13 protein-coding genes and 1 tRNA gene are annotated in these 15746 nt (G+C 65.6%); 6 read left to right on the top strand and 8 right to left on the bottom strand.

Translation table 11 applies throughout. From position 1 onward, the window contains the following. Nucleotides 1–348: 348 nt before the first annotated feature. On the top strand, nucleotides 349–1530 hold the full coding sequence (locus QO033_RS02130) for a pyridoxal phosphate-dependent aminotransferase (RefSeq protein ID WP_284479266.1): 1182 nt from the start codon (nucleotides 349–351) through the stop codon (nucleotides 1528–1530). 173 nt (nucleotides 1531–1703) lie between these two features. On the opposite strand, the gene QO033_RS02125 is transcribed toward QO033_RS02130, so the two are convergent. The 8 genes from QO033_RS02125 to pdxH form a co-directional block, all read right to left on the bottom strand. After that, nucleotides 1704–1955, bottom strand: a complete 252-nt coding sequence (locus QO033_RS02125) for an EF-hand domain-containing protein (RefSeq protein WP_284479265.1) — start codon at nucleotides 1953–1955, stop codon at nucleotides 1704–1706. A 3-nt stretch (nucleotides 1956–1958) separates the two neighbouring features. After that, entirely contained in the window at nucleotides 1959–2231 is a 273-nt protein-coding gene (locus QO033_RS02120; protein ID WP_284479264.1) for an EF-hand domain-containing protein, read from the bottom strand. Nucleotides 2232–2321: 90 nt separating this feature from the next. Then, a complete protein-coding gene (locus QO033_RS02115) occupies nucleotides 2322–2570 on the bottom strand; it encodes an EF-hand domain-containing protein (RefSeq protein WP_284479263.1) in 249 nt (82 codons plus the stop codon). Between the two features lie 652 nt (nucleotides 2571–3222). After that, nucleotides 3223–6870, bottom strand: coding sequence for a vitamin B12-dependent ribonucleotide reductase (locus QO033_RS02110; protein WP_284479262.1), 3648 nt, complete (start codon nucleotides 6868–6870; stop codon nucleotides 3223–3225). 555 nt (nucleotides 6871–7425) lie between these two features. Next, nucleotides 7426–7502, bottom strand: a tRNA-Pro gene (locus QO033_RS02105). Between the two features lie 43 nt (nucleotides 7503–7545). After that, nucleotides 7546–8013: a DUF192 domain-containing protein gene (locus tag QO033_RS02100; RefSeq protein WP_284479261.1), complete on the bottom strand. Its 468-nt coding sequence runs from the start codon at nucleotides 8011–8013 to the stop codon at nucleotides 7546–7548. Continuing rightward, complete coding sequence (locus tag QO033_RS02095; protein ID WP_284479260.1) at nucleotides 8010–8576, bottom strand: cold-shock protein; 567 nt, start codon at nucleotides 8574–8576, stop codon at nucleotides 8010–8012. Before QO033_RS02095 ends, QO033_RS02100 begins: the two co-directional genes overlap by 4 nt. Before the next feature lie 152 nt (nucleotides 8577–8728). Beyond that, nucleotides 8729–9334 carry a pyridoxamine 5'-phosphate oxidase gene (gene pdxH, locus QO033_RS02090; RefSeq protein ID WP_284479259.1) on the bottom strand — a complete coding sequence of 202 codons (606 nt, stop codon included), beginning with the start codon at nucleotides 9332–9334 and terminating at the stop codon, nucleotides 8729–8731. A gap of 226 nt (nucleotides 9335–9560) precedes the next feature. On the opposite strand from pdxH, the gene fabI reads away from it, so the two are divergent. The 5 genes from fabI to trpE all read left to right on the top strand — a co-directional run bounded on the left by fabI (nucleotide 9561) and on the right by trpE (nucleotide 15735). Then, the gene (gene fabI / locus QO033_RS02085) at nucleotides 9561–10367 is read left to right on the top strand and encodes an enoyl-ACP reductase FabI (protein ID WP_284479258.1); all 807 of its coding nucleotides are present in this window, start codon (nucleotides 9561–9563) and stop codon (nucleotides 10365–10367) included. A gap of 39 nt (nucleotides 10368–10406) precedes the next feature. Next, nucleotides 10407–10907 (top strand): xanthine phosphoribosyltransferase, encoded by a 501-nt coding sequence (gpt, locus tag QO033_RS02080; RefSeq protein WP_284479257.1) that lies wholly within the window; start codon nucleotides 10407–10409, stop codon nucleotides 10905–10907. Between the two features lie 169 nt (nucleotides 10908–11076). Then, the gene (locus QO033_RS02075) at nucleotides 11077–12273 is read left to right on the top strand and encodes an aminotransferase (RefSeq protein WP_284479256.1); all 1197 of its coding nucleotides are present in this window, start codon (nucleotides 11077–11079) and stop codon (nucleotides 12271–12273) included. Nucleotides 12274–12356: 83 nt separating this feature from the next. Then, on the top strand, nucleotides 12357–14201 hold the full coding sequence (locus tag QO033_RS02070; protein ID WP_284479255.1) for a peptidylprolyl isomerase: 1845 nt from the start codon (nucleotides 12357–12359) through the stop codon (nucleotides 14199–14201). A 22-nt stretch (nucleotides 14202–14223) separates the two neighbouring features. Further along, the gene (trpE, locus tag QO033_RS02065) at nucleotides 14224–15735 is read left to right on the top strand and encodes an anthranilate synthase component I (protein WP_284479254.1); all 1512 of its coding nucleotides are present in this window, start codon (nucleotides 14224–14226) and stop codon (nucleotides 15733–15735) included. Nucleotides 15736–15746: the final 11 nt, after the last annotated feature.

The following is a 15746-nucleotide window of genomic DNA, read 5'->3' as shown; positions in this document are numbered from 1 at the left end:
GAAAACGACAGAAACCGGCCCGCTGCAGAGATCAGCAGGGAATAATGCAGCAGCAAATGGTGCAGCGGATGCGGTTCATGGGTCCCTGCTAGCATGGCCGCGCCCCCGGGGGAAGCCGGAAAGCGCGGAGGCCTGGGCAGGGTGGCTGAGGGGCGGAGACGGCGAGGCAAGGCGATCAGGGGGCTCTGTCCCCGGCCAGCGGCCTCCCCCGGGATATTTGCGGCCAGAAAAAGAAGCCGGCGGGCGCGCGGGGTCGAAGTCGCGCAGGGTCGCGGACCGGCAGCTGTTGACAATCCCGCCGGCCTCTGCCCCCTTCGCGCCGAGGTTGACTATTCAAGAGGTGCCCCAATGCAGCTGTCCCATCGGATCGAGACCCTGACCCCCGGCGGGTCGAATGGATGGGAGATCTTCCTGAAGGCCAAGGCGATGATCGCCGCCGGCCAGCCGGTGATCGAACTGACCATCGGGGAGCATGACATCCGCACCGATACCGCCATCCTGGGCGCCATGGACCGAAGCGCGCGCGGCGGGCACACCGGCTATGCCGAGATCCCCGGCGTCGCGGCGCTGCGCGATGCGGTGGCGGCGCGGATCACCGAACGCACCGGGGTGGCCACCGGGCGCGACAACGTGCTGATCACCCCGGGCGGTCAGGCCGGGCTGTTCTCCGCCCATTGCGCCACCTGCGATGCCGGCGATGCGGCGCTGTTCATCGATCCCTATTACGTCACCTACCCCGGCACCGTGCGGGCGGCGGGCGCGCGCCCGGTCACCGTGCCGGCCCGCCCCGAGGACGGATTCCGCCCGCGCGGGGCCGATATCCTGGCCGCCGCCGGTGCGGACGCCAAATCGCTGCTGATCAACACCCCCAACAACCCCACCGGCGCCGTCTATGACCGCGAGACGCTGGAAGGGATCGGCCGGGCGGTTCTGGAGCGCGATCTCTGGCTGCTCTCGGACGAGGTCTATGACACCCAGCTGTGGGACGGCAGCCACCTGTCGCCCCGCGCGCTGCCGGAGCTGACCGATCGGACGCTGGTGATCGGGTCGATGTCGAAATCCCATGCGATGACCGGGTCGCGCTGCGGCTGGATCGTCGGGCCGGAGGAGGCGATCGCGCATCTGATCAACCTGGCCACCCATACCACCTATGGGGTGCCGGGCTTCGTGCAGGATGCCGCACTCTTCGCGCTGGAACAGGGCGATGCGCTGGAGGCGGAGGTCGCCGCACCGTTCCGTCGCCGCCGGGCGCTGGCGCTGGAGATCCTGAACCGGCAGAACGTGTTGCGGCTGCTGCCGCCGCAGGGGGCGATGTATGTGATGCTGGATGTGCGCGCCACCGGGATGACCGGGCTGGAATTTGCCGAGGCGCTGCTGGAACAACACCGGATCGCGGTGATGCCGGGGGCGAGTTTCGGGGCCGCCGCCGCCGGTCATATCCGGGTGGCGATGACGGTGGAGGACAGCGCCTTTGCCGCCGCGCTGGAAACGCTCTGCCGCTTCGCGGCCTCCTGCTGCGCCCCGGCGTAAGCGATCCGCCGCAACTGAAACGGCCCGGCCGCCACAGCGGCGACCGGACCTTGTCCGTCTCTGCCCTGCCCGCGCGCGTCCTGGGGTGAAACCGGCCGCCGCGAGGAGACGACCGGCAGGGCCCGGGCGGGCCCCGCGCAGCAGGTGGGATCAGCAGACGGGATCGGCGGCGTCTATCCCCCCGCCGGAGTGAAGAGACCGGCGCGACGGGCGGCGGCGACTTCCTCCGCATCGAGGGTGCCATCGGCATTGGCGTCGAGTTCCAGGAACACCTCCGCAGTGATTTGCGGCGCCACCACCTGAACCTCCGCCAGGTCGAGCACACCGTCGCCATTGGTATCCGCGGGGCCGGCGGCGGCCGCCATCCCGGGCAGCGCCAGCAGGCAGACCAGCGCTGCGGCTCGCAGGGGCATCGTCATCCGCATGGCTCAGCTCCCCGTTTTCGGGGCCGGCGGCAGCAGGCCGTCTTCGCGGGCGACGGTGATCTCATCAGCATCGAGCAGGCCGTCGGCGTTGACGTCGAGTTTCTTGAAGGTTTCCTCGCTGATCTCCGGATGTGCCGCCTGCAGTTCCAGCAAGTTCAGCATGCCGTCATCGTTGCGGTCGGCCTCGGTCGCAGCCATCAGCGCCGCAGGCAAGGCGATGGCGGCGCTGGCCACGAGCAGGGTCACTTTGCGGTCGGGCAGGATATGGGAAAGCATCTTGGCTCCTTTCAAAGGGGGCGGGAGGGAAAAGGCAGACAGATGCCGGGCACACCGCGTGGCGGCGCGGCGCGCCCGGCCCGCTCAACCTCAGCTCTCGTTCGAGGGCAGCTGGCCCGCCAGCTGGGCGGCGGCGATCTCATCGGCGTCGAGCCCGCCATCGGCGTTCAGGTCCATCTTTTCGAACTGGGTTTCCGTCAGATCCGGAAACACCGCCTGAAGCTCTGCTACATCGACCAGCCCGTCGCCATCGGTGTCGGCCTCGCTCAGCGCCCAGAGCATGCCCGGGGCGGCGATGGCGGCTGCGGCGGCAATCAGGGTCAGCGTGTTGGGTTTCATTTTGTGATCCTCCTGGTTTCAGGTCCGTCCGCCCGTTGCGGACCCCCTCAACAAAGACACCCGGCGCGGCGCTGTCACCGGCCCCGGCGCCGCAGTGCGGTTTCCGGCGAAGCGCCGCGGATTTCCGGGTCTGACACTCGCGGGTTTCCGCCCGTGCAACAGCGCGAAAATCCGCTCGGCGATATCTCCCCACCCGGAACCGGGCCGGATGGCGGCCAGCCGCCGGTTTCGCCGCGTATCGCCGGCCGGCGGTTTTCAGCCCGCCGGCCAGAACCGGACATCGGCCACGCCGATATTGATCTCCACGCTCGCCGGAACATCATCTCTGCCGCCGCCGACGCACCGGTCGCCACCAGTGCCACCGATCTGCCATGCAAGGGAGACGCGCAGAACAAAAGACGGGGGGCCGAAGCCCCCCGTTCCAGTTTCGACACTCAGGCTCATCTCGTTGACCGCCCAAAGTCTTTCTGCCTGCGGCCTGAGGTCGTCAGGGGCGAGCGCACCCGCCCCGCGACAGCTTGGGAAGACCCGGAGACCCGGTGCCGCCCAGAGAGGGGGAAAGCAGCACGGAACGCCCTGCCCTCCGATTTCGTCGGGGACGCAAAACCATATGGCTTTCCAATCCCCTACACGTCATTTCTGACGCGATGGATCAACTGCAGCCGCTGGTCGCGCCACAGGTGTTGCACTTCATGCAGGTGCCGTTGCGCACCAGCGTGTAATTTCCGCATTCACCGCAGGCCTCGCCCTCATAGCCCTGCATGCGCGCCTTGGTTCGGGCATCCATCGACACCGTGCCGCTGGCAACCGCAGTGGTGGTCGTCGCGGTCAGAACCGCGGCTTCTGTCGAACCGGTTCCGGCCCTCACCGGGGCACCGGTCGGCAGGCCACCGCCCTGGAACACCATCAGTTCCTGCGGCAGACGCTTGCGCAGATAGCCGGTGGAGCTGATCTGTTTCAGCACCTCCAGCGACCGCGAAGCAGCGCTTTCGCTCAGCTCGCTGACATTCGACACGCCTTCGTTTTCGGCGCCATGACCGAGATCGTCAAAGGTGGTGCCCTCCGGTTTCACATGCGCCAGATCGGTGCGGTCCAGATAGCTCACCGCCAGTTCGCGGAAGATGTAGTCGAGGATCGAGGTGGCGTTCTTGATGCTGTCATTGCCCTGCACCATGCCCGCCGGCTCGAACTTGGTGAAAGTGAAGGCATCGACGAATTCTTCAAGCGGAACACCATATTGCAGGCCGACGCTCACCGCGATTGCGAAGTTGTTCATCATCGCCCGGAAGCCAGCGCCTTCCTTGTGCATGTCGATGAAGATCTCGCCCAGAGAGCCGTCTTCGTATTCCCCGGTCCTAAGATAGACCTTGTGGCCGCCGACGATGGATTTCTGGGTATAGCCCTTGCGGCGCGATGGCATCTTCTGCCGGCCACGGGCGACCTCCTTGATCACCAGCTTCTCGACGATCTTCTCCGCCAGCACCTGGGCCTTTTCCGCCGGGGCGCCGGTTTCCAGCACTTCGGCGGCCTCGTCGTCATCCTCGACCAGCGCGGCAGCCAAGGGTTGGCTGAGCTTGGAGCCGTCGCGATAAAGCGCGTTGGCCTTCACCCCCAGCGACCAGCTGAGTTCATAGGCCTTCTGGCAATCCTCGATGGTGGCATCGTTGGGCATGTTGATGGTCTTGGAAATGGCGCCGGAGATAAAGCTCTGCGCCGCGGCCATCATGGTGATGTGGCTGTTGACCGACAGGAACCGCTTGCCCTTCTTGCCGCAGGGATTGGCGCAGTCGAAGATATGGTAATGCTCTTCGCGCAGATGCGGCGCGCCCTCCAGCGTCATCGTCCCGCAGACGTGATCGTTGGCCGCCTCGATGTCGGCGCGGGAATATCCCAGGTGCCGCAGCAGGTCGAAGGTGGGATCGGTCAGCTTTTCGGGCGCGATCTTCAGCACATTGGTGCAGAATTCCTCTCCTAGCGTCCATTGGTTGAAGACGAAGCGGATGTCGAAGGCGCTTTCCAGCGCGGCGTCGATCTTAGCGAGTTCGTTTTCGCCGAAGCCATGGCCCGCCAGCGTGGTGTGGTTGATCGCCGGCGCATTGCCGATGCTGCCATGGCCCACCGCGAAGGAGACGATCTCCTCGATCTCGGCCGAGGAATAGCCGAGGTTCTCCAGCGCCGCCGGCACCGAGCGATTGATGATCTTGAAATATCCGCCACCGGCGAGCTTCTTGAACTTCACCAGCGCGAAGTCCGGCTCGATCCCGGTGGTGTCGCAATCCATCACCAAACCGATGGTGCCGGTGGGAGCGATCACGCTGGTCTGGGCGTTGCGGAAGCCGTGCCGTTCGCCCAGCTCCAGCGCCTCGTCCCAGGCGGCCATGGCCAGATCGACCAGCCGGCGATCCGGACAGTTGGCGTGATCCAGCGGCACCGGCGGCACCGCCAGCCCGTCGTACCCCGCCGCCTTGCCCTGGGCGGCAGTGCGGTGATTGCGGATCACCCGCAGCATCTGATCAGCGTTGCGGGCATATCCGTCAAAGGCGCCCAGTTCACTGGCGATCTCGGCGCTGGTAGCATAGGCCACCCCGGTCATCAGCGCCGTCAGCGTGCCACAGAGCGCACGGCCCGCGTCGCTGTCATAGCCCAGCCCCATGTTCATCAGCAGGCCGCCGATATTGGCATATCCCAGGCCCAGGGTGCGGAAATCATAGGACAGCTGCGCGATTTCCTTCGACGGGAATTGCGCCATCATCACGCTGATCTCCAGCGTCAGCGTCCACAGCCGGGTGGCATGCATATAGGCCTCGGCCTCGAACTCGCCGTCCTTCAGGAAGGTCAGGAGGTTCATCGAGGCGAGGTTGCAGGCGGTATCGTCCAGGAACATATATTCCGAACAGGGGTTCGAGCCGCGGATCGGACCATCGGCCGGGCAGGTGTGCCAGGCGTTGATGGTGTCGTGGAACTGGATGCCCGGATCGGCGCAGGCCCAGGCGGCATGGCCGACCTTCTCCCACAGATCGCGCGCTTTCACCGTCTTGGCGACGCTGCCATCGACCCGGTTGATCAACTCCCAGTCGGCATCCTCGCGCACCGCCTGCAGAAAGGCATCGGTGACGCGGATGGAGTTGTTGGAGTTCTGGCCGGAGACCGAGCTGTAAGCATCGGAATCCCAGTCGGTGTCATAGGTGGGGAATTCGATGCTGGTATAGCCCTGCTTGGCGTAATCCAGCACCCGCTTCACATACGTCTCCGGGATCGCGGATTTCTTGGCGTCGCGGATCGCCGATTTCAGCCCCGGGTTGGTGGCAGGATCACAGGCGTCCTCGACGCTGCCATCCCAGGATTTGATCGCAGCGAAGATCGCGTTCAGCTTCTGCTCGTGCATCTTGGAGCCGGCGACGATGGAGGCGACCTTCTGCTCCTCGATCACCTTCCAGTCGATGAACTGCTCGATATCGGGGTGATCGGCGTCGACAATCACCATCTTGGCGGCGCGCCTTGTGGTGCCGCCCGATTTGATGGCGCCGGCAGCGCGGTCGCCGATCTTGAGGAACCCCATCAGACCGGAGGATTTACCGCCGCCCGACAGCCGCTCGCCCTCGGCCCGCAGGTGGCTGAAGTTGGTGCCGGTGCCCGAGCCGTATTTGAACAGCCGCGCCTCGCGCACCCAGAGATCCATGATGCCGCCCTCGGTCACCAGATCGTCGGCCACCGACTGGATGAAACAGGCGTGCGGCTGGGGGTGCTCATAGGCGGATTTCGATTTGGTCAGCTTGCCGGTCTTGTAGTCGACATAGAAGTGCCCCTGGCTCGGCCCGTCGATGCCATAGGCCCAATGCAGCCCGGTGTTGAACCACTGCGGCGAATTCGGCGCGGCCATCTGCGTCGCCAGCATGTAGCGCATTTCGTCGTAATAGGCCCGCGCGTCCTCCTCGGTGGAGAAATAGCCGCCCTTCCAGCCCCAGTAGGCCCAGGCCCCGGCCAAACGATCAAACACCTGCTTCGAGGAGGTTTCTCCCGCGGTCTCGGTCTCTTCCGTCGCCGGAACCGAGCGCCAGAGGAAATCGGGCACATCCTTTTCGCGCACCTTCTTCAGGGCGACCGGCACCCCGGCCTTGCGGAAATACTTCTGCGCGATCACGTCGCTCGCCACCTGGCTCCAGCCGGCGGGGATCTCGATACCCTCCAGCCGGAAAACGATGGTGCCGTCGGGGTTGCGGATCTCCGACGTCGCTGTCACGAACTCCAGTTCGGCATAGGCGTCCTGCCCGGCTCTGGTGAATTTTCTTTCGATCTTCATCTGCCTCTGACCTTCCAAGCGTTCCGTTCGCGCCCTGTTCTCCGGGCCGTTCACCCCCCACGGGGTCCCTCGTTCCGGCGGCGCCTCGGCACAGAGCATCCGCCTGCCGCAAAGCCGTGAAGGGGCCCTGCGTCCGGTCCCGAAATCAGACGCTGTACACTGGTTTTTCTGCCGCTCGCTCCCGCCACGAGCCCTAGTGGAGTACACCAGATTTAGTGGGCTTTAGGCTGGCCCACACAATCTGGAGCAAGCCTGCGGCGGGGGTCAACGATTTTATTTCCACCGGTCCGCGAGATTCCCGGTTGACCCGCAAGCGCTCCACAGGCGGGTCACGATTCTTCCACAGGATGCCGCAGAGCAGCACTTCGCGCAGGGCCTGAACCACCGCTGCGAAGCGCTGATTTCCCAAGGCAAAACCCCGCCCCGCCCGGGCCGGCGACTCGGCAGCGCAGCAAGGCGGGTCAATTTATGGGCACTCCCCTGGACCCGGGCACAGATTGCCGGACAGGAACCGCCGCCCCGGCGGCAGGAGTGCAAAAATAGAAGGGAAGAAGATGGTCGGGGCGGCGAGATTCGAACTCACGACCCCCTGTACCCAAAACAGGTGCGCTACCAGACTGCGCCACGCCCCGGACCGTGCGCCTGTCTAGCGACCGGTCAGTGATTTGAAAAGCCCTAACAGGGCCAGGCGGCGGGCCCGCCTGCAAAAACCGGGTGACGCATCACCGTGCCCGGCCCGATGCCGTAGCGGCGGGCGAGCTCGCCATTGATTTCCAGAACCGCAAAGACGCCGTCACCGCCGTCGATCGCAGTCAGATCGCCGGGAATGGCGCCGACATGGACACGCGTCACCACCCCGGTGCGATCGAGAAAGATCATGTCGAGCGGAATCCGCGTGTTCTTCATCCAGAAGGCGACGCGCTGAGGATGGTCGTAGACGAAGAGCATGCCGGCACCGCGCGGCAGGCTATCCCGGAACATCAGCCCGCGGGCGCGTTCCTGTTCGTCATCGGCGACTTCGACGGAAAACCGCGCCTGCCCCCAATCGCCCCTGAGCTCGACCAGATCGGCCCGGCAGACCTCTGCCCGCGCCGCCGTGGCGGCCAGCAACAGCAGCAGGGCGGCGGCAATCCGGCGGATCATGTTTCGGCGGACAGGTCCGCTGCCGGGCGGCGCTCCGTCTCGTCGACGGCGGCCTCCCAGGCCAGCACCTCCGCGGCCATGCGGCCACGGCGCCCGTCGATCACCCGCATCGCCAGGGCTTCGCCCGGCTGCAGATCGGCGAGACCGGACTGGCGCAGCACCTCGATATGCAGGAAAATGTCGTCGTCGCTGCCGAAGACATTGGCGAAGCCAAACCCCTTCGCCTTGTCGAACCACTTCACCCGGGCCGGTTCCAGCGGGTGCCGGCTGATCTCTTCCGGGTCCAGATGGCTGAAATCGGACAGCACCGGGCCTTCGTTGCGCGGCGGCGGTGTGATCGAAATCACCTCGACTGCCTGCACACCGCGATCGGTGCGGTGGGTAATCACCTCAATCCGGGATCCGTCAGCGACCGAGCTCTGACCGAAGTTCCGCAGCACGTTGACGTGCAACAGGATATCCGGGCCGCCCTGATCCGACACGACGAAGCCATAGCCTTTGGCCGGATCGAACCACTTAACCTGACCTTCCACTTGGGACATGCTGCTCAGATCTTCCGCCACTTCTCTTCGTTCCGCGTTCTTGCGTGTTTGCGCGTGTTGGGATTTGCCTGACTGTCTGCGCTGAATCTCAGAGAGGTTTCAAGCAGAAAACATCAAAATGGGCAAAAATCCGCGCTAAATTTCAAGGCCTTGCATTTCACGTGACGTGAATGTCAGGGGTTCAGACGTTGAATTTCCCAAGTGGATTCCGTGTCTTGGCGGCGCCAGACGAACCGATCGTGCAGTCGGAACGCGCCATCTGCCCAAAGCTCGATCTGCACCGGCGTCAGACGGTATCCCCCCCAGAACGGCGGCCGCGGCGGGTTGGTGCCATAGCGCGCGGTGATCTTGGCGACCTCAGCCATCAGCGCCGGGCGGCTCTCCAGCGGCTGGCTCTGTTGCGACGCCCAGGCGCCCAGACGGCTCTTCAGCGACCGCGACGCATAATAGGTGTCCGCCTGCTCGCCGTCTTCCCGGGTGATCAGCCCCCGCACCCGCACCTGCCGGCGCAGCGATTTCCAGTGCATGACGAACGCGGCCTTGCCCGCCTGGTCCAGCTCCTGCGCCTTCGCACTGTTGTAATTGGTGTAGAAGACGAAGGCGTTGTCCTCGATCTCCTTTAGCAGGACCATCCGCACATCCGGCAGCCCGTCCGCATCGACGGTCGCAATCGCGATCGCGTTCGGATCATTTACTTCGCTTGCCTCAGCTTCGGCCAGCCACCTCCGGACGATGACAAACGGGTCATCGCCGGCAAAAATTCCACTTCTGTCGCCCATGGTATCCCCATCATGGTATATATTCGGACCCTAGAGCGGCAGATGCGCCCAAGCAAGCCCGCGCGGGCGTCCGACGCCGCAATTCCCGGCCCCTGCCCGATCCCTCCCGCCGGCGGCGGTCTGGGGCGTGACTTGAGGACAGCGCAGAGGGCTGCATGTACTTGAAGCGGTGATGGCAATCGCCTAAAGGACAGCTTCAGACCGTTCAGACAGGCGGAGGATCTCAATGTCGCAACAGCTGTTGGCCGGAAAACGTGGCCTGATCATGGGCCTGGCCAATGACAAATCCATCGCCTGGGGCATCGCCAAGGCGCTTTCGGGCGCCGGTGCCGAACTGGCCTTCTCTTACATGGGCGACGCGCTGAAGAAGCGGGTGCTGCCTCTGGCCGAAGAACTGGGCAGCGAAATCGTCCTGCCCTGCGACGTCGGTGACGAAGACTCGATCGACGCGCTGTTCGAGGCGCTGAAGGAGAAATGGGGCAAGCTGGACTTCATCGTCCACGCCATCGGTTTCTCCGACAAGAACGAGCTGCGTGGCCGCTATGTCGACACCAGCCGCGCCAATTTCCAGATGAGCATGGATATCTCGGTCTACTCCTTCACCGCGGTGGTGCGGCGGGCCGAGAAGCTGATGTCCGAAGGCAGCACCGCGCTGACGCTGACCTATTACGGCGCCGAGAAGGTGATGCCGCATTACAACGTGATGGGCGTGGCCAAGGCGGCGCTGGAGGCCAGCGTGCGCTATCTGGCCGAGGATCTGGGCAAGGACGGCATCCGCGTCAATGCGATCTCGGCGGGGCCGATCAAGACGCTGGCCGCCTCTGGCATCGGCGATTTCCGCTACATCATGAAGTGGAACGAATACAACTCGCCGCTGCGTCGCAACGTGTCCATCGACGATGTCGGCAACTCGGCGCTGTATCTGCTGTCCGACCTGGGCGCTGGCGTCACCGGCGAGGTGCTGCACGTCGATGCCGGCTATCATGCCATCGGCATGAAGGCCGTCGACGCCCCCGATATCGCCAAGAGCTGAGACCGCATACCGCCACAGCCCGCCTGAGGAGCTTTCGCCATGACCGACCGTCTGCCGCATGAAAAAGGCTTTCTTGTCAGCTGGGACCAGTTGCACCGCGATGCGCGGGCGCTGGCCTGGCGGCTGCAGGGCGAAGCGCCGGAGGACGGCTGGCATGCGGTGGTGGCGATCACCCGCGGCGGCATGGCCCCGGCGATGATCATCGCCCGCGAGCTGGACATTCGCACCGTCGACACCATCAGCGTCAAATCCTACGATCACCAGACCCAGAGCGAGCCGGTGGTGATCAAATCGCCCGATATGGAAATCGTCGGCGAGGGCGAGGGCGTGCTGATCATCGACGACCTGGTCGATACCGGCCGCACGCTGGAAGTGGTGCGCAAGCTGATGCCCAAGGCGCATGTCGCCACCGTCTACGCCAAGCCCAAAGGCCGGGCACAGGTGGACAGCTACATCACCGAAGTGAGCCAGGACACCTGGATCTTCTTCCCCTGGGACACCGCCCTGCAGTACGTCAAACCCTATCGCGCGATGGACTGAGACGCCATCGGGCGGGTCCCGGCCTGCCCGGGGCCGGTCCCGGACCGGGCGGCGGACCTTGAGTATTTGAACAGAGAAGAAGGGGCGCGGGCGGTCCCGGGCCCCGGACGGCGCGGTCGCACCGACGATCCGGATCCCGCAGAAGGTCTACAAAAGGAAGGCGCAGCCGATGACGCAGCCGAAATCCCCGCCCCACCTGTCGCGCACAGACGCCACGTTTTCCGCCCCCATCGTCACCTCGCGCCGCTGGATCGAAGGGGTCAGCTTCCCCGCCGGGCGGCCGCTGATCAACCTCAGCCAGGCCGCGCCGGTCGAGGCGCCGCCCGAAAGCCTGCGTCAGGCGATGGCGGAGTATCTGCTGAGCACACCGCAGGCGCATCTCTACGGCCCGGTGCTGGGCATGCCCGAGCTGCGCGAGGAACTCGCCGCGGAGATCGCTACGCGCTATGACGGCAGCGTCGGCGCGGCGCAGGTCGCCATCACCTCCGGCTGCAACCAGGCCTTCGCCGCGGCAATGGCGGCGCTGACCGGCGAGGGCGACGAGGTGATCCTGCCGACGCCCTGGTATTTCAACCACAAGATGTGGCTGGATATGTCGGGGGTGCGGGCGGTACCGCTGCCGACCGATGCCGCCATGCTGCCCGATCCCGATCAGGCCGCGGCGCTGATCACCCCGCGTACCCGCGCCATCGTGCTGATCACCCCCAACAACCCCAGCGGCGCCGAATATCCCGGCGGGCTGGTACGTGCCTTCTACGAGCTGGCCAAATCGCGCGGGCTGAAGCTGATCGTCGACGAGACCTATCGCGATTTCGACAGCCGCGAGGGGCGGCCGCACGATCTGTTCTCCGATCCCGACTGGGACCGTACCTTCATCCACCTCTATTCCTTCTCCAAGGCCTATCGGCTGACCGGCCACCGGGTCGGCGCCATGGTCACCGCGCCCGAGCTGCTGCTGGGGGTGGAGAAATTCATCGACACCGTCACCATCTGCCCCAGCCAGATCGGCCAGTTCGCGGCGCTGACCGGGATCCGGACGCTGGGCGACTGGGTCCGCGGCGAGCGGGACGAGATTCTGGCCCGCCGCGACGCCCTGGCCGAGGGATTCGGGCGGCTCGCCAATCTGGGCTGGAAGCTCAAGGGGCTCGGCGCCTATTTCGCCTATGTCGAACACCCGTTCGCCGAGGACGCGCAGAGCCTGGCGCAGCGGCTGGTGCACGATGCCTCGCTGCTGACGCTGCCGGCCAGCATGTTCGTGCCGCAGGGCGATCCCACCGGTGCGCGGCATCTGCGGCTCGCCTTCGCCAATACCGACAGCGCCGGTCTCGCAGAGGTGATCGACCGGCTCGCCGCGCTGCCGGTCTGAGCCTGTCTTCGGACCTTGCCCCCTAGGGGCCTGCATCGTATTGAGGGCGCCGGAGCAACGGCATTGCCAGAAGAGGGGGCGCCATGGCCGCTCGGATCAAGAAGCTATCGAAATCCTTTGTCTGGATCCTGATGGGTCTGCTGGTCGCAGGTCTGGCGGGGTTCGGCGCCACCAATCTGACCGGCAACGCCCATACCGTCGCCACGGTGGGGGATCAGACCATCAGCACCGAGGCCTATGCGCGGGAGCTGCAACGCGAGATTCGCGCCATCGAGGCGCAGCGCGGCTCTGCACTGCCGATGACCGAGGTTCAGGCCATGGGGCTGGATCAGCAGGTGCTGGGCCAGCTGATCGCCATTGCCTCCCTCGACAATGAGGTCGACCATCTGGGGCTGTCGATCGGCGATGAGAACCTGCAGAAGGAAATCATCGCCATTCCCGCCTTTCAGGGCGCCGATGGCAAATTCGATCGCGAGGCCTATCGCTATCAGCTGGATCAGGCTGGCCTGAAAGAGGCGGAGTTCGAGGCCGATCTGCGCCGCGAGGCCGCCCGCACGCTGGTACAGAGCGCCATCATCAACGGGGTTTCCATGCCCGACACGCTGACCGACACGCTGACCCATTACATCGCCGCCCGGCGCAGCTTCAGCTTCGCCACCCTGCGGCCCGCAGATCTGACCGCCCCGGTCGAGACCCCGGACGAAGCGGCGCTGAAGGCCTTCTACGATGCCCATCCCGCGCAGTTCACCCTGCCCGAGACCAAGAGCCTGACCTATGCGCTGCTGACACCGGAGATGATCCTCGATCAGGTCGAGGTCGACGAGGCGTCGATCCGCCGGCTCTATGAGGAGCGCGCGGCGGAATACAACGTGCCCGAACGCCGGCTGGTCGAACGCCTGGTCTTTGCCAACGAACAGGCCGCGCAGGAGGCGATGGCGCAGATCGAGGTCGGCGGCACCACCTTCGAGGCGCTGGTCGATGACCGCGGGCTGGCGATGTCCGATGTCGATCTGGGCGATCTGGCCGCCGACGATCTGGGCGCTGCCGCCGATGCCGTCTTCGCCGCCGCCGTGGGCGATGTGGTCGGCCCCCTGCCCTCCGACCTCGGCCCGGCGCTCTACCGGGTAAACGGCACGCTGGAAGCGCAAACCACCCCCTATGAGGAGGCCCGCGACGAGCTGCGCGACGAGCTTGCCTCAGAACGCGCCCGCCGCCTGATCGAGACCCAGGCAGAGACCATCAACGATCTTCTGGCCGGCGGCGCCACGCTGGAAGAGCTCGCCGACGAGACCGACATGACCCTGGGACAGATCGACTGGACCGCCGACAGCGCCGAAGGGGTCGCCGCCTATGACGCCTTCCGCGAGGCCGCCTCGAAGGTCACCGAGGGCGATTTCCCGGAAGCCACCTTCCTCGAGGATGGCGGCATCTTCGCCCTGCGGCTCGATACCCTGCTGGCGCCGCGTCCCGAGCCCTTCGAGGAGGCCCGTCCGCGGGTGGTGACCGGCTGGATCGCCCAGGCCACCAACGAGGCGCTGGTCAAACAGGCCGAGGCGATGGTGGCCGGGATCGGCCAGGACGAGGGACTGGAGGCCACCGGGCTCGACATCCGCAAGGAAGAGGGGCTGACCCGCACCGCATTCCTGGACGATGTGCCGCATGATTTCATGACCGAGGTGTTCCGGATGGAACCCGGCGAAATCCGTATCGTTCCCGGCGATCAGCAGGTCGAGATCGTGCATCTCGACACCACGCTGCCGCCCGAGGAAAGCCCCGACCTGACCGCGATGCGCCGCGCCTTCTCGCAGCAGCTAGACCAGTCGCTGGCGCAGCAGCTGTTCGACGCCTATGTGCGCGACGCCCAGATGCGGGCGCATCCGATGCTGGACCAGCAGGCGCTGAACGCGGTTCAGTCGAACTTCCGCTAACAGACGACAGCTGGACAAGACGATGGCACTGACCCCCGATTTCGAAACCTTCGCCCGCGCCTATGAGGCCGGGCGCAACCAGGTCGTCTACACCCGGCTCGCCGCCGACCTCGACACTCCGGTGTCGCTGATGCTGAAGCTGACCGGCGCCCAGAAGGACGCCTTCATGCTGGAATCGGTGACCGGCGGCGAGGTGCGCGGACGCTATTCGATCATCGGGATGAAACCGGATCTGGTCTGGCGCTGTCACGGCGAAACCGCGGCGCTGAACCGGCAGGCGCGGTTCGATCCCGAAGGGTTCGTGCCGGCTGAGACCGATCCGCTGACCAGCCTGCGGGCGCTGATCGAGGAAAGCCGGATCGACCTGCCCGAGGATCTGCCGCAGGCGGCGGCGGGGCTCTTCGGCTATCTCGGCTATGACATGGTGCGGCTGATCGAATATCTGCCGAACGTGAACCCCGACCCGCTGGGCCTGCCCGATGCGCTGCTGGTGCGGCCCTCGGTGGTGGCCGTGCTCGACGGGGTGAAGGGCGAGGTCACCGTGGTCTCCCCCGCCTGGGTCAATGACGGTCTGTCGGCGCGCGCCGCATATGCCCAGGCCGCCGAACGGGTGATGGATGCAGTCCGCGATCTGGATCGCGGCATGCCGTCGGAATCCCGCGATCTGGGCGAGGCGCAGGAAACCGGCGAACCGACCTCGAACTTCACCCGCGAGAGCTACAAGGCGGCGGTGGAAACCGCCAAGGACTACATCCGCGCCGGCGATATCTTTCAGGTGGTGCCGGCGCAGCGCTGGACCCAAGATTTCCCGCTGCCGCCCTTCGCGCTCTACCGCTCGCTGCGGCGCACCAACCCGTCGCCCTTCATGTTCTATTTCAACTTCGGCGGCTTCCATGTGGTCGGCGCCAGCCCGGAGATCCTGGTCCGCGTCTTCGGTCGCGAGGTGACCATCCGCCCGATCGCCGGCACCCGTCCCCGCGGCGCCACGCCGGAGGAGGATCGCGCGCTGGAAGCCGATCTGCTGGCCGATCAGAAGGAACTGGCCGAACACCTGATGCTGCTCGATCTGGGGCGTAACGATGTGGGGCGCGTCGCCAAGATCGGCACCGTGCGCCCGACAGAGAAATTCATCATCGAACGCTATTCCCACGTCATGCACATCGTGTCGAACGTGGTGGGCGAGCTGGCCGAAGACAAGGACGCCCTCGACGCCTTCTTCGCAGGCATGCCCGCCGGCACCGTCTCGGGTGCGCCGAAGGTGCGGGCGATGGAGATCATCGACGAGCTGGAACCTGAGAAACGCGGCCTTTACGGCGGCGGCGTCGGCTATTTCAGCGCCGGCGGCGACATGGACATGTGCATCGCGCTGCGCACCGCCATCGTCAAGGATCGCAAGCTATATATCCAGGCCGGCGGCGGTGTCGTCTATGACAGCGATCCCGACAGCGAATATATGGAAACCGTCCATAAATCGAACGCCATCCGCCGCGCCGCGGCCGATGCCGCGCGGTTCTCGGGCGGCGGCAACAGCTGAGGCCCCCCGCC

Origin of the sequence: Pseudodonghicola flavimaris, from assembly GCF_030164425.1 — a bacterium.
Classification (GTDB): Bacteria; Pseudomonadota; Alphaproteobacteria; order Rhodobacterales; family Rhodobacteraceae; genus Pseudodonghicola; species Pseudodonghicola flavimaris.
Note: the sequence above shows the minus strand (reverse complement) of the source record. Positions and strands in the feature narration are given on the sequence as shown.